We start from the raw sequence: 25591 nt of genomic DNA, 5'->3' as shown, positions 1-25591 counted from the left end.
CCGCTGATTATATTCTTCCGGATATGCGTCCGACAGGCCGCCGCAAGTCCGGTGCGACAAATGCGGTTGGTTCCCAACAGTCCGTATCAACATCGGGCGCTCGGTCTCTTCCGCCGTCCTGCCCCGAAATCGGAGTGAGGTTGTCGTCCAAACCCCGCCCTCGATCGTCATCCAGGTATATGCCCAGGGCGTCCGGCGAGTAGAAACGAAAAGCAATAGTTCCAAGTTGCGAGGAGGCATCCACGTGAACGATACGCGATGGTTGAGCATGACCCTGATTCCCGCCCTGGCGGCGACATTTCTCGTCGGCTGTCCGCGGCGGAAGGAGAAGATTCAGGTCGCCCGGGACGGGACCGTCAACATCGAATTGGAAATGCGCGGCCAGCCTGACCAATTTGATGCGTACCCGTCGGAAGCGACCGGTTGGGGCGTGGAGCACCGCGTCGAAGTGGACGACAACAAGAAGGAACTCGTCGTAACGGGCGTGCAGGTATTCCCTCCTGACACGCCGCTTCCGGACCGGCTCGCCCCGGCCGACGATCCGGATGCCGATCTTCAATTGAACTTCCCGACGACTTTGACAATCCGCGAGGAGGGCCCGACGACGCGCTTCGCGTTTCACCGCACGTACGTACCGAGGCGCTGGGCGTACGTGGAATACTGGAAGGACGAGTTTATCACGGATGACGTGCGAGAGAAGGCTGAAAAACCGGCGGATGAGCTCACCAGCGATGAGCGGCAGGAACTCGTCCACTCTTTCGGCGCCGTCGAGGCGTTCAAGCAGCTCGAATTCGCAAAGGAGGCACTGGCTTCGATGAGTCCACCGCCGCCGCCGGAGGTGGGGCTGCGCGCCCGCCGGGCGACGCTGGCCTTCTACGAAAGTCTGGGCGACGACCTCAATGGCATGATCAGCCGCTGTGAGGCGCTTCCCGACGATGCCCGGGACGCATGCCTCGTGCAGGAGACCGACCGATTGCTGGGCTTGGGGCACAGCGCCTTCGTCGGCTCACTACGTGACGAAAGCGGCTTCGGACCCATGGCCGTGCTTGAATTCCAGAACGCCTACGACCGGGCGACGCGCTACTACGACTACACGAATCGCACTGGTGAGAACCTCTTCGAAATCGAGATCACCATGCCGGGCACCGAAGTCGCCAGCAATGCCGATCGCGCCGAGTGTGACGCCGACTTAGGCACCTGCACTGGACACTGGGACTTCAACGGCAAGGCATTCCGCGATCGCCTGTTCGAGGTGACCATGATCACATGGCTGCCCAGAGACTTCGCCGCCGCGAAACCCGACGAGTCTGACGTCGAGGAGAACGGTCCAAAATCGAGGCAGGAGACGACCACCGATGCCGGCCGGTAAGCAGCCCCCTGCTGCAACGGTCTACGCCGATCACGCCCGCGAAGTCTATCGCTGGGCGTATCGGCTACTGGGCCGGCACCACGATGCCCTTGACGTGGTCCAGGAGGTCTTTGTCAGATGGGCGGCCCAATGTGCTGCGGCGCCGCCCGATCACCCTCGCGGATGGCTGCGGCGCGTCGCCATCAATCGAGCGATCGACATGATCAAGACCCGCAGAAACATCTGTGCAAGTGAGATCACCGATGTGATCCCGACTCCGGAAGGTCGGCATGACGCCGAGAGAATGGATCACGGCCTTCTTCGTGCCGATGTCGCCGACGCGCTGCAGGATCTGACCGATGCGCAGCGCGGCGTACTCGTGGCCAGGGTCTACGATGGACTGACCTTCGAGCAGATCGCTGCGGAACTCGGGGTGTCCGTCTCAACCATCAAAACGCATTATGTACGCGCCCTCCAGGCAGTTGGACGATCGCTAATGGGACGCTGGGAGCATCACCATGAACCGTGACTGCGAATACTTCGTCGAGCGCATGGCCGACGCTCTGGGCAGCGGGACGCCAGCAACGCCGGATCCCGAACTCGCAATGCATCTGCAGACCTGTGCCGACTGCCGAAAGACCTGGGATGAGGCCCTGCACGGATTACGATTGCTGCGCGAGCTTCCGGAACCGGTGGGTTTGGAGATTCGTGCCGAGGAAGACCGAGTGTTCATTTTCCGATCCAGCTCGGCCGCCGCGCCCGGAACGCGTTACGGATCGATCCTGCGGTACGCCGCCGCCATCCTGCTCGCGTTTCTTGCGGGATTCGCGGCCCGGTCGTGGCTGCCGGGCTCGCTCTCAGAAGCCGGCAACCGGTCGGCCCCGCAACTCGTGAGGGACGATCAACCTCGTGCGGCACCCGTTTCCGTCGAAACCGCCCTGGTCCGTGCCCACCAGCGTAACCCCGGCAGTTCGGACCTGGCCAAGCTGCTGATCGCGGTTTCGCCTTCCCGGCGGTAAGCGCAAGACCCCACCCTGGCACGAAACGTGCAAAGCGGCTATACGGTCGATCGGGACCGGCCCGGGGAAGGTCTCTGCGCATAACACCAACGGGAAAGGACCGCACACGTGTTTTCATCTGCCAAGGAAGCACTGGCCTACATCGCCGAGCACGAGGTGGCCATGGTCGATCTCAAGATCACCGGCCTCGCCGGACAGTGGCTCCACGTCACCATTCCGGGTTCAAATTTCAAGCAGCACCACTTCGAGGAAGGCGTGGGCTACGACGGCTCATCGGGATCGGGCTTCGGCCGGGTGGAAGACGGCGACGTGGCGGCCATGCCGGAACCCTCCACCGGCTTTATGGACCCCTTCTGCGAGCACCCCACGCTCAGCTTCTTCTGCGACACCGTCCGCGCGGACACCAAGGAACCGCTATCTTCCGATCCCCGCAACATCGCCAAGAGGGCCGTGGCGTGGATGCGCTCCACGGGCATCGCCGACGAGGCCTTGATGGGCCCGGAATTCGAGTTCCACGTGTTTGACAACGTCGAGGTCATTAACGAGCCCTACGAGGCGGCGTTCAACGTCCGCTCGGGCGAAGTCCACAGCGACGGCGCGACGGCCGCCATTCCGCTGAAGCGCGGCTACCTGCGCATCCCGCCCGGCGACCAGCTCCATGACCTGCGGAGCGAGATCGCGCTCACCCTCGAACAGCTCGGCATCGCCGTTCGCTACCATCACCACGAGGTCGGCGCGCCCGGCCAGTGCGAGATCGAAGTCGATTTGGACGAAATGGTCCGCGTCGCCGATCGCACGCAGCTCATCAAGTACGTGGTCAAGAACGTCGCTCACCGTCACGGCCGTCTGGCGACGTTCATGCCCAAGCCCGTGTACGGCGAAGCCGGCAACGGCATGCACGTCCACCAGCGGCTGCGTAAGAACAACAAACCGCTGTTCTACGACGAGAAGAACCGCAACTACGCCCGCCTGAGCGATCTCGCCTTGAGTTACGTGGGCGGGATCCTTTCCCACGGGGCGGCGCTGACCGGACTGGCCAACCCCTCGACCAACTCCTTCAAGCGTCTCGTCGAGGGCTACGAGGCTCCGGTCAACCTGTTCTTCTCCCTGGCGAACCGCTCGGCGGCCATCCGCATCCCGCGCTATGCTGTCAGCCCGGAGGACAAGCGTATCGAGTATCGCCCGCCGGACTTCACCGGCAACATCTACCTCACGCTCTCGGCCATGCTGATGGCCGGGCTCGACGGCATCCGCAACAAGATAGACCCCGCCGCACACCGCTTCGGCCCGTACGACGTGGACATCGCCAAACAGGACGACGAATTCAAGAAGCAGATCACCCCCCTGCCGCGCTCACTGCACGATGCGCTGCTGGCCCTTGACGCCGACCGGTCCTTCCTTCTCGAAGGCGAAGTGTTCAGCGCCGCCCTGCTGGACACGTGGATCGCGGGCAAACGAAGCAACGAGTCTGCGGCCGTCGCCGCCCGCCCGCACCCGTACGAGTTTCATTTGTATTTGGACACCTGACGTGCGTCCGCAGGAGCACGTCGCGTCGCAAGAAGCGGATGAAAAGCGGACCGGCAGGACCGGTGCCCAGCCGATCAAATGGTTGATAGTGCCCAACCGGGGACCCGAGTCATTTGCTTTTGGTTTGCTACTGATTCTCATATTCTGGCTGCCCGCGGCACTCCTGCTGGGTTTCGGGACTGGAATCCTCTTCGTCGTGGTTTTGGCTCTCACCTCGCTGGCTTGCGTCTATTCGATGTTGCCGCGCCTGAGCAGCGCGAGGCGGCGCCGCATTGGTCATCGACGGCTGAGGGAACGACGCCTCGATGAACTCGTGGCGCGTAAGGAAGTGGCGCAGCGTCTCCCCCATCGCGTGCTTGAATGTCGCCTGTTATCTGCAAAACTCAGCGACAGTCAGTTCGCGGCGCTCTTACGCCGCCTTCCAGTTGGCGCCGTAATTGTCATTCACGATCGAGGCATCCCGTCCGTCGCCGTACCACCCGTGACCGAAACCTTCTTCGAACCCGTGCGTGTCGATGCCCCCACGCCGGAAGTTCGGGGTCTTGCCAACGAACTCCTTGAGTGCGAGCGGGAGACGGCAGCGGATTTCGAACCCTCCAGATGGAGAATCACTTGGCGAGGCCTTGGGCTGGTGTTCCGTTCCATCCTCGTGGGCGTTGGATGCATCCTTGTTGTGCAGATCATGTTCGGACGGTTCCTCAGGGGGCCTTGGTATTTTGATGTCAGTGCGTTCATCGGCGTCCTCCTGGCGGGTAGTGCTCGTTTGCTCTTGCCGCACCGCCGGGAGCACTTCGTCATTCCCGGCGGTATTGTTGTGCGTGGATACCACGTGTGGAGCCGCCGCCAGCGGATTCATCCCGTATTCGCACATGCGGCGCGTCTCGTGATCGACCTTCGTAAAGAACGCGCGTGGGTCGACGACGGCGAGAAATTGCACCAGTTCCGCTGCGACCCCCGCTGCGCCTGGGCCCTGCTCGCCGCGTGGATCAGCCGCGCCCGCCGACCGGGGCTGGATGAACTCCGCGCCTTCTTCGGACCGGATGCGGCCATTCTGGAACCATCCACGGACAGCGGATAATCTGTCGCCATTCGACTCAATGCTGCTAATCAGAGGCGCCGATGCGTGAGGGCTGAACGGTAGTGGGAGCATCACATTCTTCATCAGGGGATTTGCAGCGACCGCGCATCTACTGGCTGAACGTACCCGCGCCGTCCATGGGGCTGCCGATGCTGTTTGTTCTGGCGTGCGGCACAATCGTTTGTTGGACAATCGCCGTCATCGTCATCATATTCCTCACGAACGCGATCTGGCCGGACTTGGAACCCAGCAGCTATTTTCTGGTGTGCATGTGCATACTGGCCTTGATTGGACCGGTAGCGTGGTTTTGGACAGTTCTGCGAGCGCGACAGGCTCTGGCGCGAAGGCGGTCCCAGCTCAGACTCCGCCGGCTGCACACTTTGCTGGAGAGTGGCAGCCCCCGGTTTCTTCATCGTCGCATTGAGTTGCGCCTTCGCGGAGATGAACCGCGCAACAGAAAGCGCGAACGCATTCTGCGGAACATGCCCCACGGAACTGTCGTTGTCATCTACGACCGCAGATCGCGTCCCGATGTCCGACCCCAGCCGACATCGTTCTTCTTCGAGCCCACATCACTCCTGCTGCAAAATGAGGACGCCATGCGGCTTGCGGAACTTATGCGAGAGCGGCAGGCCCCTGACAACGCCAATGCTTCAACGGCTTTCCGAGCCTCGGACGCTTTTCGGAGGTGGATGGCGTCCCGCAATGATCTCACCGTCCGTCTACTTGCGGCGATCGCGCTCTGGTCATTCTGTTTGGTTTGGTTCGCTAGGGCAGCCGGCGGACTCGGCGTGCTCGCTGCCGGAACCCTGATTGGCGTGCTGCTACTCATACCCTTCAGCCGCATCAGATATGCCTTCGCCGTCCCTGGAGGTGTGGCCGTTCGCGACCGGCGATTGTGGTCTCAGAAGTCTCGCTTGCACATCTTCACGGCAGACTCTTCCCAGCTCTACGTGGACCTGCGCACCGGGACGGTGGTTCCCGCTCGCGATGGCTCCACGATGCCATTCCGCTGCGACCCCCGCTGCGCCTGGGTCCTGCTCGCCGCGTGGATCAGCCGCGCCCGCCGACCGGGGATCGAAGAACTGCGGGTGTTTTTCGGGCCGGATGCGGAGTTGAAGGCAACAGGCAACGGGCAACAGGCAACAACCAAGTAGACGCGGCCTGCCTCCGTCGGGAATGCGATCATCCAATCCAGTTGACGGTGCAGACCGGCCCCCGGTTCGATAGAATGCCCCGCACGCCCGCGCTGGTCGCTCCAGTGACGGCGCGCCTGGGGCGCGGGTAGGCCTTCGAGGACCGCCCGTCGGACCTGTTCAGTGGACCATGGCAAGACGACCCCGCAACACGCTCCGGCTCGGCGTCACCGTCGTGGTGATGTTCGTCCTGCTCGTCGCCTGCCTGCTGTTTATCGCCGGCAGCGACCTGTTCCGCCCCACCCGGAAGGAACTGATCGTCCGCTTCGCACCGGGCACGACCCTGCCCGAACTCGGCCGGGGTTCGTTCGTTACCTATCTTGGGCAGAAGATCGGAGCCGTTAGCGAGACGCGATTCGTGGAAATGCCCGACGCGGGAGACCCCGTGGCGGTCCCCGCCCAGATGCTGGAAGTCCGCGCCGGCGTCCCGGCCGATCTCGACCTGCGCGTCGATGCGGAGGTCTTCGCGACTGGCCCGCCCCTGGGCGGCAAGGGCATGCTCGAGATCATCTCACGCGGCGATTCGCCAACGCGACTCGACCCCGGTACGCCGCTGCTGGGCCGGGCGCGAAGCCTCGACGCCGTGCTCGACCGCGTACAGAAGGAACTGGACTCGGCCAATCCCGAAGGGCTCGTCGCCATCATCAAGGCTCAGGTGAAGGCGGCCGACATCGCCACGCTGGTGGAGAAGACGCGCTCGGCGCTGGACAACGTCGAGGAAATCACCGCGTCGCTGGAGCGCGAGCTTTCCGACGAAGACGAGCGGCTGCTCTTCAAGATGCACGCGGCGCTGGACCGCATCAACGACGGGCTGAGCGAGATCGTGTCGCTGGTGAAGGAGAATCGTCCGCACGTCGACCAGGCGATGGCATCGGTGGAGTCGGCCGCGGGCAGGCTCGACAAGGACATCGCCGCGCCGCTCGCCGGGCAGCTCGAACTCGACGGGCAGACGGTGGCGGGTGCCACGCTCCTGGCCAAGGCGCATCAGGCGTTCGACAAGTTGAACGGCTCGCTCGCCGACATTCGCAAGACCACCGAGCAGACAAAAAAGACCGTCTCGCTCAACGCCGACCGCGTGGATGAAGTGTTCGAAAACGCCCAGGCGGCAAGCGTCATTCTCAAGGCTGGCATTCGTGACCTGACCCTCCACCCCTGGAAGCTGCTCAGCAAGCCCTCGGAGCGGGAACGCAAGGAGCTGGACGTCATCGCCGCGGCGCGGGACTTCACCGACGCGGCAGCGCATCTCGACGACGCCACGGCGCGGCTCAAGTCCCTGATCGACTCCCGCGAAGGTCAACTGCCCGCGGACGATCCCGATCTGGCGTCGATCCGGCTGGAGTTGCAATCGGCGGCGGCCAAATTCACGGAGGCGGAACAGGCGCTCTGGGAAATGCTCCAGCGTTAGGCCAGTTGCCGAATCCGCAGGGCGAGCCGCAGATTTCAGTCTGCACGGCTCTGCAAATGCCGATCCCATCCAAAGATCTCGAATTCTCCGGTTTCCCGCCCTTCGCTCATTCAATGCACTGCGTTGCCGGTCGCTGTCCCCGGCCGCTGCGGCAAAGATCGGCATCAGCGAAATCGCCCAGATCGACGAATCCGTCGCCGTTGACGTCGGCGTCGATGCAGTCCCGTGTGCTCTGCCCGGGAATATCCGGTCCGAGCGTGCAGTCGTGCCGCATGGCGTAGTCGTTCAGGTCCACGTCCCCATCGATATCGATATCGCCCGTCGCCCGCGGAAAAGATCCCCGCGTGAAACAGGCCTTGATCACCTCGCACCAGATGCACACCGCCCCGAACCCGTCGAGCGTCTGCCCCGGCGGAAACTGCACGGTAAACGTCGCGTCGACCAGCGCGACGCCATTGGCGAATTGCGGCCCGATCCACGTACCGTTCAGGAAACTGGCGTTGCTCGTATCCACGCCCAGATTGACGTACACGGCCGGAGCGAATCCGTCGTAGAAGAATTCGTCCAGGCGCAACGTCCGCTCGTCGACGATCGTGACCACGCCGTGCGTGGAGTGCGAACCTGGCGGCAGCGTCACCTGGTATCCCGCGCGCGGATACTCCGGTGGACCGAACGTCCCCGATCCGAAGTTCGCACCGGCCGTAACGCACCAAATGGACACGGCGTTGTAGCCGTCCAGCGTCTGTCCCGCCGGAAGATCGATCACCAGCGATCCGCCGCTGAAGGGCATGCCCAGGAGTTGCGGGCCCGTTTGCAGGCCCGAGGCAAAGGCAGCGTTCGAATCAGACGCACCAAGATACGCGTAGACGCTGATGCCCCCGCCGTCATAGAAAAAGTCGTCAATGCGAAACGTGTCCGCGTCCACGATGGTCACCCGCCCGGAAACGCCGTGAGCCAGCGTGCTCAGATCGGCGAACCAACCCGCCCGGGCGTACGGCGTATCGCCCCGCGCGGCAGGGACCGCAAACAGCATGACCACGGCCGTGACGGCGTATCGCATGGAGTTCCCCCTTTTTCTTCGAAACCCGGCCCCGGGATTGCGTGGGAACACATCGTAGGAGAATTCGCCCGACACTTCAACCGAAGGAATCCGAGCCTACATCCGCTGTTTTCAGGTGCGTAATCAGGAGATTTCGGGACGTGACTGCCGTTCGCGCTTGCGCAGGCCGGTGCGCTTCTTCTCTTCGATCCGTCTGCGTTTGGATGCACCGGTGGGCTTTGTCGCGATCCGAGGCTTCCGCCGCGACAGCGCCGCTTCCAGCAGCTCGACCAACCGCGCCTCGGCCGCCCCGCGATTCCGTGCTTGCGTACGCTCCCGCGAGGCGACGACCCGCAACCGACCATCGCTGGAAAGGCGTGTGCTGAGGCGGCGGCGGATGCGGCGCTTGGCCGCATCGTCCAGAAGCGAGCACGCCTCAAAGTCGAACAGCAGCGTGACCCGCGTGCTGACCTTGTTGACGTTCTGCCCCCCCGGCCCGGACGAGCGCGAGAAGGACCAGTCGATCCAGGGGACAAGTCTGCTGATTTCGAGTGACACTGATTGAACCACTGCTGAACCTACTGCCAATGCCAATCCTCGGAAGCAACCATGCGAATTCCAGATTTTGGGCGACTTTTTAGAATAAAAGCCGCCTGTGAGGACATTATTAGATTTGGGCCTTGTTGGCGAGTTCCGGAAAAGACAGAGTATACGCTCTTCGTCCTCGGGTCGGTTCTTGCGGGAGAGTGCAAAAATGAAGAAAAGCGCGATAGCAGCATTGGGCATCGGGGGGATCACCGTTGTCGCAGCGGGATGGGCGATGGGAAGCTCGTCGCGGGCCGCCGAGCAGGCGCGCTCGGGTCTGGGATATCGCCACACGCTGCTCGTGCAGATGCGGGTCTCCGATCTCGACCGGGCGGTGAAGTTCTATCACGAGGTGTTGGACTTTGACATTCGCGTACGTCGGGATGACCTCGATTGGGCGGAAATGACATTCGGGATCCCGGGCGTGGCCGTCGGGCTCGGAGCGGGCGGCGAAGTCAAAGGCAGCGGTTCCATTTCCCTGAACATCGGCGTCAAGAACGTCGACGCCGCTCGAAAGCTGCTCGAATCGCGCGGCGTTCATTTCCTGGGTGAGACCAAGATCGTTCCCGAGAAGGTCAAGCTCGCTGACTTTGAGGACCCGGACGGGAATCGCATAAGGCTGGCCGAATCCCTGTTGCCACAGGTGGACAAATAGTGTCGCTGAGCGGGCGGGCTTCCCCTGACCTAATACGGCTTCGGGTTCGGGCCGCGCTTCCATTCCTCGAACAGGGTCCGGCACTCCTCGCGGGCCACGCCCTCGATGATCTTCACCCCGCTGCCGCCCTTGGCGTAGAGGTCGTGGATGGACACGGACAATTCGTTGAACCCCGCAGCCGCCGCGTCGGCGATGGTGGCTCCGTAGATGACGGCATCGAGCCGGGCCCAGTGGATGGCCGCGGCGCACATCGGGCACGGCTCGCACGTCGTGGCGATCACGTGCCCGGAGAGGTCGATCGTGCCAAGATTCTGGCACGCACGGCGGATGGCCACGATCTCCGCGTGGGCGGTGATGTCGCCCGAAAGGCGAACCTCGTTGTGGGCCTCAACGATAACCTCACCCCCGGCCGTGGCGATAACGGCACCGAAGGGTGTCTGGCCGGCGGCGATGCCGGAGCGGGCTACTTGAACGGCAAGTTGTAGGTCTTGGGCTTCCATCCCCATCTACAAAGCTTCCAATCTATGCCTTTCGAATAGAAAGACCGCAAGGGTCGATGCTGCTCCTACCGCAAGTCGAGCGAGATGAGGATGCGGTGGAGTTGTCGAAGCATCCTTTCCGTGTCCAGTTCCGTAGATTTTGCGGAGTTCGGCTGCGCCTTGGGCCAATTGGGCGAGGTTCCCCAGCGTCTTACGAATCGAATCTGACGCCTCTTTTTCCTTCGGAAAATTGTCCGGGACCAAATTTAGCACCTCGAGCGTGGCACGGACCAATTTCGGGACTTCCCAAGTGTCCTCAAACGGTTTGCTTCTCTCGCGAAGGATCGTCTTGCAGCACGTTTCGATTAGCTCCTTCGCGGTGCCAATTGCCAATTCGGGGTCGCCGTGGATTGAAGTCTGCATGCGCGTGATTTGCAGGCTCAGGTAGTCCGCCGACATTACTTGCGCGATTGCTTTCGCAGCACCCAGGGTCAGAGGATTTGCGATTGTTTCGCAGGGGGCGAACACGGGCTGACCGGAAATTTGGGTTGTTTCTACGATCTGAAACCCGTCATTTGCAAGGGCATCATTGAAAATGCCAAGCAGCCTGCCCACGACTCCTTCGTCCGGTTGGACTACAGGATGCATCGTTTCACATAGAAAGCGAAGGACTCTTTCATCGGGACAACGAAGGAGATCGAAGCGACGGTCCGTGAACACCCAATCCGGTTCCCAATCCAAGTTGCGGACGCGGTGTTGCCAAATATCACCGTAGGCATCGCCGAAGCGATGATCTGTTGAACCCATGCCCTTCAGATTGTAAAGGCGTGCAAGGAAATCCGGTTCATTAAGGCGGCCAGACCACGGTATCCTTTCGAGCGCAAGTTGATCGAATATGCGTCGCCGAGTCACTTCGGAAATGCGTTGCTCGTCGACTTTCATGAATCACCTTTGGGTAACAACAATTCGCGCAGGCTGAAGCCTGCGGCTCAGAAGATACCCCGCGCGCCAAACGACACAAGCGGCGGGCGCAGCCCGCCCTACGGCAGTGGTCCGCATGGCGGACCCTCCGAGTGCCTGGACGCTATTTTGCGACGCCCCCCCAATCATTCTTCCTCACCTCCGCCGTGATGCGTTCAGCCATCTCCACCGCAGCGTAGCCGTCCTCGGCGGAGACGGCCGCGTTGCCGCCGGTGCGAACCGCGCCGACGAACGAATCCAATTCCGCCCGCAGCGGCTCCACGTCGTCCACCACCAGCGGCTCGATCTTCACCATTGAGCCGAAGTCCAGCGAGGCCATCTGCGAGAGGTCGTCGAAGTTCCGCTCGCGGGCCATGCGGATGAGGTCGAGGTTGTCGTCGAGCTTGATGGCGATGCCGCTCTTCTTGTGATAGTCCATCGAGAGGTAGCCCGTCGGGGCGAAGATGCGAATGCGCCGCTCAGTCTTCAGCGCCAGGCGCGAGGCGGTCAGGTTCACCGCGGCGTGGTCGCCGAAGCGGACGCGGGCGTTGGCCACGTCCTCGGCCGCGCCCAGCACGCTCACGCCCACCGCGTCGATGGTGTACTCCCGCCGCTGCACGAGGTGCAGCACGATGTCGATGTCATGGATCATCATGTCGAACACGACGCCCACGTCGGCGCTGCGGAAGGTGAACGGGCTGACCCGCTGCGTCTCGATGAACCGCGGCGTTACGCCCATCCGCAGCATGGCCTGCACCACGGGATTGAAACGTTCGGAGTGCCCGACCTGGAGCAATCGCCCCGTGCGGCGCGTCGCCGCGAGCAACTGAGCGGCGCTGCGTGTGTCGGGTGCAAGCGGCTTCTCCACGAGCACGGCCGCGCCCCGTTCCATCAGGGGAATGGCGATCTCGGCGTGGAAGACGGTAGGCACGGCAACGGTGACGGCGTCGAGTTCCTCGGGCACGTCGGCCGCGCGGGCGTAGGGTTTGCCGCCGTGTTCGGAGGCGATCTTGCGGGCGCGGTCGAGGTCCTTGTCGACAACGGCGACGAGCTCGCAGTCCTTCATCTGCGAATAGACTCGGGCGTGGTGGCGGCCCATGTGTCCGCATCCGACAACGGCAACACGAAGAGGTTTGGTCATGAGGGGAATCTCGTTCTTTCGGTAGGGCGGGCTACTCCCACCGACTGGGAGTCCTGATTGTAGGGCGCGTTTCCTGACGCACCGCCATGCGAGCGGCGGGCTATACCGAAACTCTCGTGAACGTCGCCGTCACCTTCTTGTGGTCGTCGAGCACGATCATCGCGGGGTTCAACCGGCCGGAGAGATTGCCATCCCACCCGGCAAATGCCCAGCCGGGTTCGGCCTGCGCGGTGAGCCGCAGCGTCTCGTGCCCGCCGTTCTCGCCGTCGGTTCGCACGCGATCCACAACGCCTTGACCGACGACCTCGATCGCGAGTCGATTCCCCGCCGACGATCCCTCGGCCAGTCGCCAACTACGACGATGCACCGGGTCCTGCCGAAGCGATTCCAGATAGCGCCCGTGCCGCCCATGGGCGAAGGAACGCATCAGCGCCTTGCACAGATAGACCACGTGCGGATTCTGATCCGGCACGTCGAGGATCGCCTGCACGCGGTCGCTAATGGGCACGCCGCTGAGCCGCGCCTTTCGCGCGTAAATTGCCATGAAGGCGTCCTTCAGTGCCGCAATGTCCTCCTGCGAATATCCGCTGCGCTGCAAGCCCACGCCGTTGACCATGCGCACTTCCGTCCGAGTCCCTCGCGCGGCGACGACGACCATGAACGGCGGCACGTCGGCCGCAACGCGGGTCATCCCGCCCACGAAAGCGTGCTTGCCGATGGTGACGAAGTGGTGGACGGCGCTGTGCCCGCCCATGTTCACGTTGTCCTCCACGTGAACGTGCCCGGCGAATTGCACGTAATTGGCGATCACGCAGTTGTTGCCGATGAGGCAGTCGTGGGCCACGTGCACGCCGATGAGGAAAAAGTTGCTGTTGCCGATCCGCGTAACCCCGCCGCCGTTGCCCGTACCGGGATGGACCGTGACCATCTCGCGGAAGATGTTCCGCTTTCCGATTTCCAGCGACGTCTTTTCGCCGCTATACTTCAGATCCTGCGGAGTGAGTCCGATCGCCGCTTGCGGAAATACCTCGCACCCCTCACCCATTGTCGTAAGACCGTCGATCGTGGCGTGATGATGAATGCGGCATCCGTCGCCGAGACGGACGTTGGGGCCGATGTACGCGAAGGCACCAATGGACACGTCCCGCCCGATCTCGGCCCCGCGCTCAACAATGGCTGTCGGATGAATACTCACGGTGCTTCTCTACTCCGCCTCGACCTTGATCTCACGGCGACTCCGCGTCCGTCAGAACGAACTTGATCTCCGCTTCCGCGGCCAACTCACTGCCCACCCGGGCCCGGCCGCGAACATGCCCCGTCGACGAACGGACCCGGACCGACTCCACCTCTAACAACAACTGGTCACCCGGGCGAACCGGCCGGCGGAATTTCACCTTGTCCAACGCGAGCAACACCGCCACCCGCCCTTTGTGCTCCAGCGCCTGGCTGAGCAGCACGCCCGCCACCTGCGCCAGCGCCTCGATGATCAGCACGCCGGGCATGATCGGGTCGCCCGGATAGTGCCCCTGGAAAAAGGGCTCGTTCACCGAGACGTTCTTGATCCCCACCGCACGACGCGTGCCGTCGATCTCCACGATTCGATCGACCATGAGGAATGGGTATCGATGCGGCAGAATGCGCTGAATGCGGTGGATGTTCACCGCGGATTCGCTCTGGAGCAGCGACCGCTCGTTCCGCTCCTGCTCCTTCTCCAAAAGCGCCCGCACCAGCGCATGATTTAGCGCGTGGCCGCTCTTTCGAGCATGCACCCGACCCACCAGCGGCCGCCCCAGCAGCATCAGGTCCCCCACCAGGTCGAGCAGCTTGTGCCGCACGCATTCGTCGGGGAAACGCAGCGCGTTGTCGATGGGACCGGTCGGCCCGAAGACCAGGATGTCCTTGGCCGAAAGGTGCGTCCCCAGACCGGCCGCGCGAAGTTGCTGTGCCTCCTCCTCCAGCACGAAAGTTCGCGCCGCCGCCAATTGCGTTCGAAAATTCTCCGGCGTGACAGAGATACCATAGACCTGCCGGCCGATCGGACCGCCCTGTCCGTAGTCGAGGTCGTACCAGACCTCCAGGACCTCGCTGTCTCCCACCAGCGGCGGCAGGGCCACCAGTTCCGCATCGCCGTCCACGACGCGCACAACCTCTGAAATGATGTAGGGCTCCCGGAGGGCGTCCTGTTCCTCGATCCCCGCATCGTCCAGACCTTCCAGGAACGGAAGCCCGCTTCCGTCACCGGCCGGCAGCTCGTCGGCATTAAGCTCGATTTCGAGATTGTCGATCCCCAGCCCGGCGCACGCGCTCAGGCAATGTTCAACCGTCTCGATGGACACCGTCCCATTGCGCAGCGACGTTCGCCGGGCGCGCTTGGTCACGTTGTCCACGGTGGCAGAGATTCGAATCGGCGGCGACTGGTCCGTGCGGACGAACCAGATCCCGGAATGGGGCGCGCCCGGGCGAAAGCGAAGCATCACCGGGGCGCCGGTAAACAACCCCCGCCCTTCCAGCTCCACCGTGCGCCCGATCGTCTTCTGTCGTACCAACGCTGGAGCCCGTCACCTCAGGGTCTAGGACTTGATCTTAGCGCGAGAACGGTCCCGACCCGACCGCGCCGACCGGTACCCGCCTCAACTTACCTCAGGGAAACATTATGCGATGACCGTCCGCGCCGATCAACGCCACGTCGGTTGAACATTCTGAAATCCGAACACAATTCGGCACACACTGTACTCTGTCGAGCAGTGGCAACCCTGCAGGCAATGTCGGCAAATAGGAGAAGTGAAGGTCGGCCGGAGCCGGCCAGCTCAATCTCGGCGGCTCTCCTGGCCGCTGGAGCCGACCTGGGCATGCCGCAACGGCGCATCCGGGCTCCGTCTGAAGGTGGCGCTTTCGATCGCCGGTACCGGGCGTGCGTTCCGGATTGCCATGCCTGCGGGAACGCGATATAAGCATCCCAGCGGGCGATTAGCTCAGTTGGCTAGAGCGCACGGATCACACCCGTGAGGTCACAGGTTCGAGTCCTGTATCGCCCATTCCCGCCCTATTTCGACATTCCCCCGGCATCTCAGATTCTTCGGCAACGGGCGCGGTCTCATCGGGGGCCGTGGACGATTGGAACGCCACCTTTCGCTTGTACCGTAGCCCCGCAGTGATCCTTCAACATCGTGGGTGATCGTTGGGGCGTCCGAACGCAGGACGCCTTGCTGGTCTCTCTTTGGACGTCAATCCTCAAAGCTGGTTCCGAGGCTGTGGCAGAGATCGCACGAAACGATGTCACCCGCGTTCAGCGTTGTACGAATGCGCCCTTCAGCATCTCGTAGCACACGGTTAACCGGCACGCGCGACAACCGTGTGCCCCGGTGGTCCGCGCCGTGACACGCGGCACATCGATCACCGCCGTTATGATTCTTGGCGTACTCCCCGTGCCATTGTCCTTCGCCCTTGATCCAGTTCGGATCGTTCACCGGGTGCATTCCGTGTGGGCCAGACAACGTGCCGTTCGGGAAACTACCCGGTTCATGGCAGACCGTGCATTCGCGAATGGGACCGACATACCCCTGGAGCTGAATCGCGGCCACGTTGTCGTTGGCGTTCTCGTCGCGGTGCGGCCAGATCGCGTGCGGACTGCCGTGGCACGCCTCGCACGCTACGCCCGCATGACTGTCGAGGCTGTCGCGGTAGAGGGTGCCGACGTTTTCCGCGAACCGGGATGTCAGGGGCGGCATTGGTTCTGCCGCTGGGTCACCTGCAGCGTATGCCTCCGTATACACGGCCATCTCACCCATGCCATGATGGCACGATCCGCAGCGCGGCTCGTCAGCCCACGGCGTACGCGCCTGCCCGCTCGAAAGCGGGTACTCCCCGGCGACAGCCAGCATACCACCGTGACAAGAGACACACGTCTGTCCGGCCGTGTACATGGCGCCTCGGAAGCATTGCGTGATCTTCCCGGGATGGCAGAGGAAACAGTTGGACTCCATCGGATCATCCAGGCCGACGGGAATCAAGGGCACCTGATCCGGAGAGATATTGTTCGGATTGATCAGAATCGGCTCTCCCGCGGCGTCGCGCAATAGCGATCCCTGCCCGTCGAGTTGCAGTCTTCCATGCAACCCGTGCGTCACGCGGGACATGCTGTCGCGTGCCGGATCTCCCCCTGGACCACCCACAACCGCCAGCGCATTGGACCGATGGCACGCAGCACATAGGATCGGGTCCGAATTGCTCGCCAGTGACGTACCGTGCTTATAGTCATGCAGAAGGATGATGTTGGCCTTGGCCGAAGTCTCCAGGTCGAGGCGATCCTGCGTGGCCGGCGGAACGAACGCAGGACCCGAGGCCCGGGCCGTCGGATCGGCGCCGACCAGGCCGAACGCATGGCAGTCGCGACAATCGACCTCCGAAGAAACGGGAACGACCGCATCGGTAGTCGCCAACACCTCGCCCGTCGACCTCTCAATGGCTTGCACGCGCATGAGGGGGTAGGAGTTCGGCCGACCGCCATCATCGACACTCGTCATCGGGATGCCCTGGGCGGTAAACCAGGTCTTCTCTTCGAGGTATTTTCCAAACAACTGCGGATCGTTCGCGTAGTAGGGATTCGCGATACCGGGCATGTACCGTCCGTGGTCGGGGTTGTCGATCGTCTGCAGCCCTTCATCCGATAGCGGATCCAGTCCCGGGAACAAAAGAGACGCAATCGTTGAGCCGGTGGTCTCGTCAACATCCCAGAAGTCCGTCTTGCGTACCGTCGCATCGCGGAGCTTTGCACCGACGGGGTAATTCTGACTGGTCGAATTGATCGACCCCGGTCCTACCGGATCGTTCGGGTTGGACGCCGCCGAGTATCGCAAGTCAATGAAGGTATCATCCTCAATCTCGGGCGGCTGATTCGAGGAAAGGCCTCGACGCACCACCTGAGCGTTCAACGTGTTGAATGGAGGAAGAACCGCGAAGGGTACGGAAGAAAGATCACCGCAGTGCATGCCCAGGTCGTTGAAGGGCAACACAACGTGCGATGTACTGCCGGAGCCCGGCTCGCCCGGCGCGGGCTGCTGCGCGACCATCGGCGGAAGCCCGTCAGGCGGCAACCCCACGTTGACCGTCACGCTGTCCGTGCAGGTAGCACCATTCACGTCGGTAGCCTTGAACGTTGCAAGGAAGCTGCCGTCGGCAAGGTCAAACACGACGGGGCCCGGTACGAGAACAGTAGGCCGCTCATCGGCTCCGCCGTGAAAGTCCCATTCGAACGTCAGGCCCGCCGTCCCATCCGGGTCGGTGGCGGTTCCGGAGAAGTAGACAGACTCTCCCAGGTGGATACTGACATCGCCGGCGGGAAGGAGAATCCCGCAGACCGGCGGATGGTTGCCTCCCCCTGTGCCTTGGCACGACGCGGGAGCACCCTGGACGCCGGCCTGGTAGGCGTAGGGGTTCATTTCGACCCGGATATTGCAGGGGGGACCGAGTATTCCATCGACTTCGAATTCGAAAGCGCCCCCCCGGCCTTCCGGTGTGAACGAGGCGAGTTCGATGTTCGTGGCGTCGTCGATCAACCGAATGATCGGCGCCCGCCTCGGAGATTGGTAAAGCCCGCGCACGACAAGCTTGTTGTCTTCGATATTGTACGAGGCCTGCCGCGTACAGACGTAATAGGCCGGCATGGCGACACGTGACTTGGTTCGGCGGCTATCAATCCCGCCATTGGACGCGCGATCGTTGACAGAATTCGGGTCATCTCCCGGAATGAGTGCATCACAAGGCGTAACAAGGACCGTTCCTGCAAGCACCTTTCCGGCCTCCCTATTCCCGGTGTCCGATTGCGCCCGGCCCTCGCTTCGGTCCTTGCGTTCCCCGGAATCCCGCGACGACGCACGCACCTCCCCGGATTCAGCCCGAACGATACCCCCCGGCAAGTGCGCCAACAGGGCCAACGCAAGCAGGAAGACAGGCGCTGAACTCGCGCATGAAAGAAAGCCCGATGCCCGATTCGTGCGAACCTCGGAACGCAGCAGCATGACAGTCCCCTCTCTGTATTTGGATTTCGGCCCTAAATTCGGTTGACGCGGAATGGTCGGCTCGAGAAACATATCATCGGCGCAAGTGTCCGATCACGTCAAGATTCATCATTTCCATAAGCCGTTCGAGAAAAAAATAGAGTGCTCCGGATTCAACGTCGAGTCATGACGGCTTGATGGAACATCAACGAATAACTCGACGGCTCCGGAGGACGCGATCCTTTCAGCCCGGACGGAATCTGGCACTTCAGGGCGCGAGGAATATCAGCAAAACTGAACCGACCTGATTACTCAACTGGTGGACTTTTCATCAACTTACGTACGGGCGCTCACTCGGCGCGCCGCGCCGACTGAGCGCCCATGCGCGTTATTACCTATGGGGACAGCCCGCCGATTGGGGACCCGAACGCAACCCGATGCGTTAAGAGCCTCAGCGGAAAACGACGCGGCATGGCCTCGCTTCGAGGTCGCGCCCAACAAGACCGGAGACGCCGCCATGCGATCCTCATTGCGTTCGATGCCGGAAGAACCATCCCGCCACCGTCAGCGTGATCGCCGCGATCAGGAGCAGTGGCAGGATGTACTGACCCATCTGCGATACGCCGGCCGACTCCAGAAAAATCCGCCGCAGGCCGGCTGTCACATAACGCAGCGGATTGGCCAGCGTCAGGAATTGCAGCCAATCGGGCATGTTTTCAATCGGCGTTGTGAAGCCCGAGAGGATGACAATCGGAAAAATGGCGATGAAAGAACCGAGAAGTCCCTGTTGCATCGTCGTGGAGAGCGACGACACGAAGAGCCCCAGGCCCACGATCGAGAGAATGTAGGTCGACAATATCAGGACGAGTGCAAGAATGCTGCCTTCGAACGGGATCTGAAACCACCACACGGCGGCCGCCGACAAGAGCAATGCGTTGCCCAGTCCGAACACGAACGCCGGTACGGATTTTCCGATGAGAATCTCGGCCGGGGAGAACGGAGCAACCAGCAGTTGGTCGAACGTCCCGAACTCACGTTCCCGCGCGACGGACAGGCTGGAAAGCACCATCACCACCACCGTAGAGATAACGCCGCCCAGCGCCGCGACGATGAACCAGCGGCTCAGCAGATTCGGGTTGTACCAGGCGCGCTCCACCAGGACGATGGAAGGTGCCGTCGACTCGCTGACGCCCGGACCACCAACGTATCGCGCGTTGAACTCATTCACGATCGAGTTCACGTAACTTCCCGCGATGCTGGCGACGTTGGAGTTGCGCCCGTCGACGATGACCTGCACTTCGGCCGTGCGCCCCGCGGCCAGGTCGGCGGCAAACCTCTGGGGCACGTGCACGACGAGACGCGCCGCTTCGTTGTCAATGGCGTCGGCGATCTCCTCCTCGTGGTCGATCGTCAGGGAGCGCCGGAAATGGCCGGAGCCGTCGAATTGCGCCAACAAGGCACGCGAAGCCGATGTGCGATCCTCATCGAACGCCGCATAACGAACGTCCGTGACGTCGAACGTGGCCGCATATCCGTAGACAAAAAACTGAATCAGCGGCGGGCCGATGACCACGAAACGGCTCTTGGGATCCTTGGCGATCGCCAGGAACTCTTTGATGGTCAATGCGAGAATACGCCGCAGGATGGACAAGCTCGGCTCCCCCTAAGATTCGATGCGCAGACTCATCTGCCGCCGGGCCAGGAAAATGAACAAGGCCGCCATCCCTGCGAGAATCAGTCCGCTGGGAACGAGCACACCAAAAACATTGCCGGCCAGAAACAGCGTGTGACTGATATCCACGAAGTGCCGCGCAGGGACGACATGGCTGATCAGTTGGACAAACTCCGGTGTGCTTTCGAGATCGAAGAGCAATCCCGAAAGAAAGAATGCCGGCAGAAAACCGGAGATGATCGACACCTGCGCGGCGATGAACTGCTTGCGCACGGCCGCGGAGATGAAGAGTCCCAACCCCAGGGAGGCCAGCAGGAAGCACGAACCCAGAATAAACAGCGCCAGGTACGATCCGCGAAACGGAACATCGAATACCAGCACGCCGAACCCGACCGAAAGAACGAGCCCGCTCATGCCCAGCAAGTAATAGGGAATCATCTTGCCCAGGAGGAACTCCCGGATGCGAAGCGGGGTCGCGAGGATGGCCTCCATCGTCCCGCGCTCCCATTCCCGGGCGATCACCAGGGCGGTAAGCAACACGCCGGTGAGCGTCATGATCAGGGTGAGCAACCCCGGAACCAGGAAATTCGTACTGCGCAGCGCTTCATTGAACCACACGCGCTGCCGGACCTGAACGCCGGGCCGACCGACGGGTTCCCCGCGGGCCACGCGCTGCGCCGCCCAATCGGCCAGAACCCCCTGTGCATATCCCTGCACGAGGCGCGCCCGATTGGAGTCCACGCCGTTGAGCAGGAGCTGAACGGGGGCTTGGCCGCTTGCAAGTCGCGAAGAGAAATCGCTGGCGATGTGCAATACACCATCGACCTCCCCCCGCCGCATCAATTCCTCGCCCTCATGGAGCGAAGTTGCATGGGAGACATCGAAATATGGCGAAAGCGCAAACCGCGCGCCGACCGCACGAGCCGCATCACTCTTGTCTTCCAGAACGACCGCGAGAGGCACATGTTCGGCATCCAGCGACACGCCGTATCCGAACAGGAAAAGCAGCACGAGGGGCATGACCAGCGCAAGAATGATACTCGACGGATCGCGAATGATCTGGAGAATCTCCTTTCGCAGGAGTCCCCGCAAACGCATGAGCGAGGGCGACGTCATTCGTTGCCCTCCGCCTTTTCCCTATCGACTCCCACGGATTTCCCGCGACCCTCCGCAAGGGCGATGAACGCATCCTCGATGCTGGGATCGGGATGCTGCTCATCCTTCGCCGATCCCCGGATTTCCAGCGGCGTTCCCAGCGCCAGCGGCGCTCCCTGGACCATGATCAGCATTCGGTCGCAGTACTCCGCCTCTTCCATGAAGTGCGTCGTAACGATGACGGTTACGCCGGATTCGGCGAATCCGTTGATACGCCGCCAGAACTCCCGGCGGGCGAGCGGATCGACACCCGACGTCGGCTCATCGAGAAAGAGAATGTCCGGTTCGTGGAGGGTCGCCACGGCCATGGCCAGTCGCTGCTTGTATCCACCGGGAAGTGAGCCGGCCTGGTCGCGTTTCCATGATCCCAGGCCGAACTCATCGAACGCCCATTCGAGGCGCTGGCGAAGCTTCCGGCCCGCCAGCCCATAGGACTGACCGAAGAACCTCAGGTTTTCCTCCACGCTGAGCTGAGCATAGAGCGAAAAATGTTGCGCCATGTAACCGAGCCGCGATCGCGCCCGCCCGGCCGATCGACGCAGATCGTAACCGGCCACCTTCACCTCGCCCTCCGTGACGCCGAGCAGGCCGCAGAGCATCCGGAAAGTCGTGCTCTTGCCTGCGCCGTTGGGGCCGAGCAGGCCGAAGATCTCACCCTGATTGACCTCGAACGTGATGTTTTTGACGGCTTCGAAATCACCAAAACGCTTGACCAGATCGCGGACCTGCACGACGGCGCCGTTCGCACCGTGTTCCCTCTTGCCGTCCATCCTGTCGGTGGCACGGCTTCCCGCCTCCGCTTCCCGCGGCTGCCGCCGCTGATAGGCCAACTGCATGAAGGTGTCTTCGAACGTCGCATCGGTCGGTTCGAGCGTCGCATGAAGCGCTTCGCCCACACGTTTCCTTCCGTCCTCCTCGTCGGCATCCACGGCGAGGACCAGCCTTACCCGACCCGATCGAATCGTGGCATCGGCGATCGCGTCCAGCGTCATCGATACCGACTGCCGTCGCCGGGCTTGCCGCTGGTCCTCACATGCGACCTGAAAGACCCGGCCTTTGAGCCTGTGGCGGAATTCGCCCGGCGGCGCAGCCTCGACGAGCGCGCCGTCGAACATCACACCCACGCGATCGCAGTACTCGGCCTCATCAAGATACGCCGTCGAGACGAGCACGCCGATCCGGTCCTGTTCGACGAGTTCGCCGATGATCTGCCAGAGTTCGCGTCGCGAGACGGGATCGACACCCACCGTCGGTTCGTCCAGCAACAGCAGTTCGGGCGACTTCGTCAGCGCACACGCCAGACCCAGTTTCTGCTTCATGCCGCCGGAGAGGCGACCGGCCAGGCGTTTCGTGAACGCCTCCAAGTTCGTCATCTTCATGAGTCGGGCGTAGCGATCCGCCCGCTGCGAAACCGGGACGCCCTGCAGATCGGCGTAGAGATCGAGGTTTTCCTGAACGGTCAGATCCTGGTAGAGCCCGAACTTCTGCGGCATGTAGCCGATGCGGCTCCTGATCTCGATGGTGTCGCGGACGACGTCCAGACCCAGCACGGCGATTCTTCCCGCGCTCGGCACGAGCAATCCCGCCAGGCAGCGGATCAGCGTCGTCTTACCGGCGCCGTCAGGACCGACCAGTCCCAGGATCTCGCCGCGCTGTACGATCAGGTTCACGTCCTTCAGTGCATCGACCGTGGGCTTGTTTCGAACGGAGAACTGCTTGGACAGACCATCCACTTCGATCACCAAATCGGTGGCGGTGTCCGAGAGAACTGCCCCCTGAGCATGCATCACCCACCATCCTTGGTGGAGGAATCGCGCTCGATGTGGACGGTCACGGGCTGTCCGAGGCGGAGGCGATTCTCAGTGTCGTTCACGTACACGCGGACTTCGTAGACGAGCCGCGTTCGAAGGTCCTCCGTCTGGACCGATTTCGGCGTGAACTCCGCTTTCGGACTGATGAAGCCGACCCAGCCCTCAAACATCTGGTCGGGGAATGAGTCGCTCATGACGTGCGCCTTCATGCCCTGTTGGATTTTGCCCAAGTCGGGCTGGGGCACGTACGCCCGCACCCACTTGGGGTCGATGAGCGCCAGCGAAAACACCGGCCGCGAAGGTGCTGCGAATTCCCCGGGCTCCAGGATGCGGCTCTGGATGACACCCACGGCCGGCGCTCGCAGCGTGGTGTCGTCGAGGCGATCTTGCAGAAGGCTCAGGTCCGCCTTGGCGGCCGCGAGGTGCGCACGTGCTTCAGCGATGTCCTCCTTCCTCGGGCCCTCCAGCGCCAGGTCGAGTTCCTCCCTACGGACGTTGAGTTCCGATCGCTCGACCGCCAACCGAGCCAGGGCGTCATCGAGGTCCTGCTGGCTAGATGCCCCGCTCTGGGCCGATTCCCGCAGTCGATCGACCACCCGCTGAGCGTTTTCGACACGAGCCTCGCCCGACGCAACGCGAGCCCGCGCCTGCTCGATTTCCTGCGGCCGGGTACCATTCTCCAGCCGCCTGAGAACCTCGCTTTGCGCATCGATCTGCGAATTCGCCCGGGCGATCTCGTCCTCGAGGCGATCGGTCTGGAGCCGGGCAAGGATCTGCCCCTTTTCCACCCGGTCGCCCTCTTCGACAAGCACTTCGGCGATGTGCTCTTCGCCGTTGAATGCCAGATCCGCCTCCCGGATTTCGACGTTCCCGTACAGCGTGACGGCGCCTTCGACTTCGGGCGTCTGATACTCGAGCCACAGCGCGTATCCGGCCGCGCCACCCGCGGCGGCCAAGACCACCAGAAGGATGATTCCGATCAGCTTCACGCTCCCTCATCCTCTCTTTCGCGCGACGATTTCTCCGGCGGGGCAGGCGCATCGGCGGCGTTCGAACCGACGGTCTTGTCCCCTTCCAGGGCAAGCTGCTCCCATCCGCCACCAAGGGCTCGATACAGGCGCACCGTCTCCCCGAGCATCTGCTGCCGGGCGACGACCAGGTCGTCCTCCGCCTCGACGAGCTGGCGCTGCGCGTCAACAGACTGGTCCAGACTGCGCAACCCGGCGCGGTACAATTGATCGGCCATCTCTTCGCTGCGGCGTGCCGCCTCCACGGCCTTTTCCAGCTCGCCGACCTGGGCGCGTCGCCGCATGTACCCCACGGCCGCGTTCTCCACCTCTTCAATGGCCCGCAGGAGTGCCTGTTCCAAGACGAGCCGGGCTTGGTCCGCCTGAGACTGCCGGACGGAGACGGTGGCATTGATTCGCGCACCATCAAGCAGAGGGAAAGAGATCTGCGGCCCGATCGAATAGATCGTGGCATTGTCCTTGAAGTCGCCGAGATTGTCGGCCGAGAGCTTGAAGGTTCCGTTCAATCGAACTTGCGGCAGCCGCTCAAGATCGGCGGCTTCGGTCCGCAATAGCGCGGACTCGTAAGCGTACATGGCTTGTCGAATGTCCGGGCGTCGGGCAATGAGTTCCGCGGGCAAGCCCATTTCCACCGGGCAGACGTCGCTGGGCAGATCACCGTCCGGAACGAGACCGTCCGCCGGGCGCGTGCCCAGGAGAACGGCGATTCGGTTTTCGGCGACCGCCTTGGCCCGCTGGAGCTCGGGCACGCGGGCCGACGTTCGCCGCAACAATCGGCGGGCCTGCATCACGTCGAGCTCCGGTCCGTTGCCCGCTGCAAGGCGCGCCTCGGCCAGGTCGAGTGTACGCTGTTGGAGCTCCACGTTCTCTTTCACAAGCGAGAGGCGGCGATCCAGGGCGCGCACGTCGATGAAGGCCAGGGCCAATTCGCTGACGAGCGAAACGGCCACGCCGTGATAGCGTTCGATCGCCGCGGCGGAATCCGCCCGGGCGGCGTCGACCAGTCGGCCGACCCTGCCCCAGAGATCGAGCTCCCACCCGGCCACGACACCTGCCGCGTACAGATTCTTCTCCACGCCCGGCGGCGGGGCGGCGAACGCCAACGCCTGATCTCCAGTCGCGGCGTGCAGGTAGCTGCCTTCGGCGTCGATCTGAATCTTGCGGTCGGCGCTGACGATGCCGCGACGGGCTTGCGCTTCGACAACGCGTTCGCGAGCGACGGCAAGGTCGAGATTCGCGGCCAGGGCCCGCGTGGCCAGCGCCGCCAGCGTCGGGTCGAACGTGCGCCACCACTCGGCCACGTCTTTCGCGGCGGAGGATTCATCGTGGGGAATCTCGTTTCGCCATCCGGCCTCGGCGTGGGACGCGAGAGACTCGGTGTGCATGGGCCGCGGCGAGACACATCCGCCGAGCGCGGCCAGAACGAAGACCCAGGGCAAGGATGGTACCGTCCGGATCCGCGTTGGCTGGGCGCATGTCATGTTCGCCGATCCCATT

At 62.8% G+C, this 25591-nt stretch carries 20 protein-coding genes, 1 tRNA gene and 1 pseudogene; 9 read left to right on the top strand and 13 right to left on the bottom strand.

The genetic code is table 11. The features are described from left to right. Positions 1 to 244: 244 nt before the first annotated feature. The 7 genes from J5J06_00485 (at position 245) to J5J06_00455 (ending at position 7573) form a co-directional block, all read left to right on the top strand. Entirely contained in the window at positions 245 to 1369 is a 1125-nt protein-coding gene (locus J5J06_00485; GenBank protein ID MCO6435546.1) for a hypothetical protein, read from the top strand. Beyond that, on the top strand, positions 1356 to 1877 hold the full coding sequence (locus J5J06_00480; GenBank protein ID MCO6435545.1) for an RNA polymerase sigma factor: 522 nt from the start codon (positions 1356 to 1358) through the stop codon (positions 1875 to 1877). Before J5J06_00485 ends, J5J06_00480 begins: the two co-directional genes overlap by 14 nt. Further along, entirely contained in the window at positions 1867 to 2367 is a 501-nt protein-coding gene (locus J5J06_00475; GenBank protein ID MCO6435544.1) for a hypothetical protein, read from the top strand. The genes J5J06_00480 and J5J06_00475 overlap by 11 nt, the downstream gene beginning before the upstream one ends. 108 nt (positions 2368 to 2475) lie before the next feature. Continuing rightward, complete coding sequence (gene glnA / locus J5J06_00470; GenBank protein MCO6435543.1) at positions 2476 to 3894, top strand: type I glutamate--ammonia ligase; 1419 nt, start codon at positions 2476 to 2478, stop codon at positions 3892 to 3894. Between the two features lie 88 nt (positions 3895 to 3982). Then, positions 3983 to 4972 carry a hypothetical protein gene (locus J5J06_00465; protein ID MCO6435542.1) on the top strand — a complete coding sequence of 330 codons (990 nt, stop codon included), beginning with the start codon at positions 3983 to 3985 and terminating at the stop codon, positions 4970 to 4972. Between the two features lie 92 nt (positions 4973 to 5064). Beyond that, the gene (locus J5J06_00460) at positions 5065 to 6129 is read left to right on the top strand and encodes a hypothetical protein (GenBank protein ID MCO6435541.1); all 1065 of its coding nucleotides are present in this window, start codon (positions 5065 to 5067) and stop codon (positions 6127 to 6129) included. A 169-nt stretch (positions 6130 to 6298) separates the two neighbouring features. Beyond that, positions 6299 to 7573: a hypothetical protein gene (locus tag J5J06_00455; protein ID MCO6435540.1), complete on the top strand. Its 1275-nt coding sequence runs from the start codon at positions 6299 to 6301 to the stop codon at positions 7571 to 7573. A gap of 106 nt (positions 7574 to 7679) precedes the next feature. Here the strand turns inward: J5J06_00455 and J5J06_00450 are convergent, their stop codons facing one another. After that, positions 7680 to 8633 (bottom strand): DM13 domain-containing protein, encoded by a 954-nt coding sequence (locus J5J06_00450; GenBank protein ID MCO6435539.1) that lies wholly within the window; start codon positions 8631 to 8633, stop codon positions 7680 to 7682. Positions 8634 to 8756: 123 nt separating this feature from the next. Next, positions 8757 to 9398: an aminoacyl-tRNA hydrolase gene (arfB, locus tag J5J06_00445; protein ID MCO6435538.1), complete on the bottom strand. Its 642-nt coding sequence runs from the start codon at positions 9396 to 9398 to the stop codon at positions 8757 to 8759. Here arfB and J5J06_00440 point away from each other — a divergent pair. Then, entirely contained in the window at positions 9367 to 9852 is a 486-nt protein-coding gene (locus J5J06_00440) for a VOC family protein (GenBank protein ID MCO6435537.1), read from the top strand. The genes arfB and J5J06_00440 overlap by 32 nt on opposite strands. Before the next feature lie 29 nt (positions 9853 to 9881). On the opposite strand, the gene J5J06_00435 is transcribed toward J5J06_00440, so the two are convergent. The 5 genes and pseudogenes from J5J06_00435 to lpxC form a co-directional block, all read right to left on the bottom strand. Beyond that, the gene (locus tag J5J06_00435; protein ID MCO6435536.1) at positions 9882 to 10352 is read right to left on the bottom strand and encodes a nucleoside deaminase; all 471 of its coding nucleotides are present in this window, start codon (positions 10350 to 10352) and stop codon (positions 9882 to 9884) included. Between the two features lie 6 nt (positions 10353 to 10358). Further along, positions 10359 to 11273, bottom strand: coding sequence for an abortive infection family protein (locus J5J06_00430; GenBank protein ID MCO6435535.1), 915 nt, complete (start codon positions 11271 to 11273; stop codon positions 10359 to 10361). 142 nt (positions 11274 to 11415) lie between these two features. Beyond that, on the bottom strand, positions 11416 to 12432 hold the full coding sequence (locus J5J06_00425) for a Gfo/Idh/MocA family oxidoreductase (GenBank protein ID MCO6435534.1): 1017 nt from the start codon (positions 12430 to 12432) through the stop codon (positions 11416 to 11418). Between the two features lie 100 nt (positions 12433 to 12532). Continuing rightward, positions 12533 to 13627 (bottom strand): acyl-ACP--UDP-N-acetylglucosamine O-acyltransferase, encoded by a 1095-nt coding sequence (gene lpxA, locus J5J06_00420; GenBank protein ID MCO6435533.1) that lies wholly within the window; start codon positions 13625 to 13627, stop codon positions 12533 to 12535. Positions 13628 to 13658: 31 nt separating this feature from the next. Continuing rightward, positions 13659 to 14969 (bottom strand): annotated as a pseudogene (gene lpxC, locus J5J06_00415) (UDP-3-O-[3-hydroxymyristoyl] N-acetylglucosamine deacetylase). A gap of 424 nt (positions 14970 to 15393) precedes the next feature. Between lpxC and J5J06_00410 the strand changes: the two are divergent. Beyond that, positions 15394 to 15467: transfer RNA gene (locus J5J06_00410), tRNA-Val, on the top strand. A gap of 189 nt (positions 15468 to 15656) precedes the next feature. Here J5J06_00410 and J5J06_00405 read toward each other — a convergent pair. The 6 genes from J5J06_00405 to J5J06_00380 form a co-directional block, all read right to left on the bottom strand. Further along, complete coding sequence (locus tag J5J06_00405; protein ID MCO6435532.1) at positions 15657 to 18221, bottom strand: PKD domain-containing protein; 2565 nt, start codon at positions 18219 to 18221, stop codon at positions 15657 to 15659. A 733-nt stretch (positions 18222 to 18954) separates the two neighbouring features. After that, positions 18955 to 20073: an ABC transporter permease gene (locus J5J06_00400; protein MCO6435531.1), complete on the bottom strand. Its 1119-nt coding sequence runs from the start codon at positions 20071 to 20073 to the stop codon at positions 18955 to 18957. Between the two features lie 18 nt (positions 20074 to 20091). Then, entirely contained in the window at positions 20092 to 21216 is a 1125-nt protein-coding gene (locus tag J5J06_00395) for an ABC transporter permease (protein ID MCO6435530.1), read from the bottom strand. Next, a complete protein-coding gene (locus J5J06_00390) occupies positions 21213 to 23042 on the bottom strand; it encodes an ABC transporter ATP-binding protein (GenBank protein ID MCO6435529.1) in 1830 nt (609 codons plus the stop codon). Before J5J06_00390 ends, J5J06_00395 begins: the two co-directional genes overlap by 4 nt. After that, positions 23042 to 24055, bottom strand: a complete 1014-nt coding sequence (locus J5J06_00385; protein MCO6435528.1) for an efflux RND transporter periplasmic adaptor subunit — start codon at positions 24053 to 24055, stop codon at positions 23042 to 23044. Before J5J06_00385 ends, J5J06_00390 begins: the two co-directional genes overlap by 1 nt. Continuing rightward, a complete protein-coding gene (locus J5J06_00380; protein MCO6435527.1) occupies positions 24052 to 25533 on the bottom strand; it encodes an efflux transporter outer membrane subunit in 1482 nt (493 codons plus the stop codon). The genes J5J06_00385 and J5J06_00380 overlap by 4 nt, the downstream gene beginning before the upstream one ends. Positions 25534 to 25591 lie beyond the last annotated feature (58 nt).

Source organism: Phycisphaerae bacterium, from assembly GCA_024102815.1.
Taxonomy (GTDB): domain Bacteria; phylum Planctomycetota; class Phycisphaerae; order UBA1845; family UBA1845; genus JAGFJJ01.
Note: the sequence above shows the minus strand (reverse complement) of the source record. Positions and strands in the feature narration are given on the sequence as shown.

Coding starts and splice junctions, on each gene's coding strand:
- J5J06_00480 (MCO6435545.1), top strand. CDS start 1,356: ATGCCGGCCGGTAAGCAGCCCCCTGCTGCAACGGTCTACGCCGATCAC.
- J5J06_00475 (MCO6435544.1), top strand. CDS start 1,867: ATGAACCGTGACTGCGAATACTTCGTCGAGCGCATGGCCGACGCTCTG.
- J5J06_00455 (MCO6435540.1), top strand. CDS start 6,299: ATGGCAAGACGACCCCGCAACACGCTCCGGCTCGGCGTCACCGTCGTG.
- J5J06_00450 (MCO6435539.1), bottom strand. CDS start 8,633: ATGCGATACGCCGTCACGGCCGTGGTCATGCTGTTTGCGGTCCCTGCC.
- J5J06_00440 (MCO6435537.1), top strand. CDS start 9,367: ATGAAGAAAAGCGCGATAGCAGCATTGGGCATCGGGGGGATCACCGTT.
- arfB (MCO6435538.1), bottom strand. CDS start 9,398: ATGCCCAATGCTGCTATCGCGCTTTTCTTCATTTTTGCACTCTCCCGC.
- J5J06_00435 (MCO6435536.1), bottom strand. CDS start 10,352: ATGGAAGCCCAAGACCTACAACTTGCCGTTCAAGTAGCCCGCTCCGGC.
- J5J06_00430 (MCO6435535.1), bottom strand. CDS start 11,273: ATGAAAGTCGACGAGCAACGCATTTCCGAAGTGACTCGGCGACGCATA.
- J5J06_00425 (MCO6435534.1), bottom strand. CDS start 12,432: ATGACCAAACCTCTTCGTGTTGCCGTTGTCGGATGCGGACACATGGGC.
- J5J06_00395 (MCO6435530.1), bottom strand. CDS start 21,216: ATGACGTCGCCCTCGCTCATGCGTTTGCGGGGACTCCTGCGAAAGGAG.
- J5J06_00390 (MCO6435529.1), bottom strand. CDS start 23,042: ATGCATGCTCAGGGGGCAGTTCTCTCGGACACCGCCACCGATTTGGTG.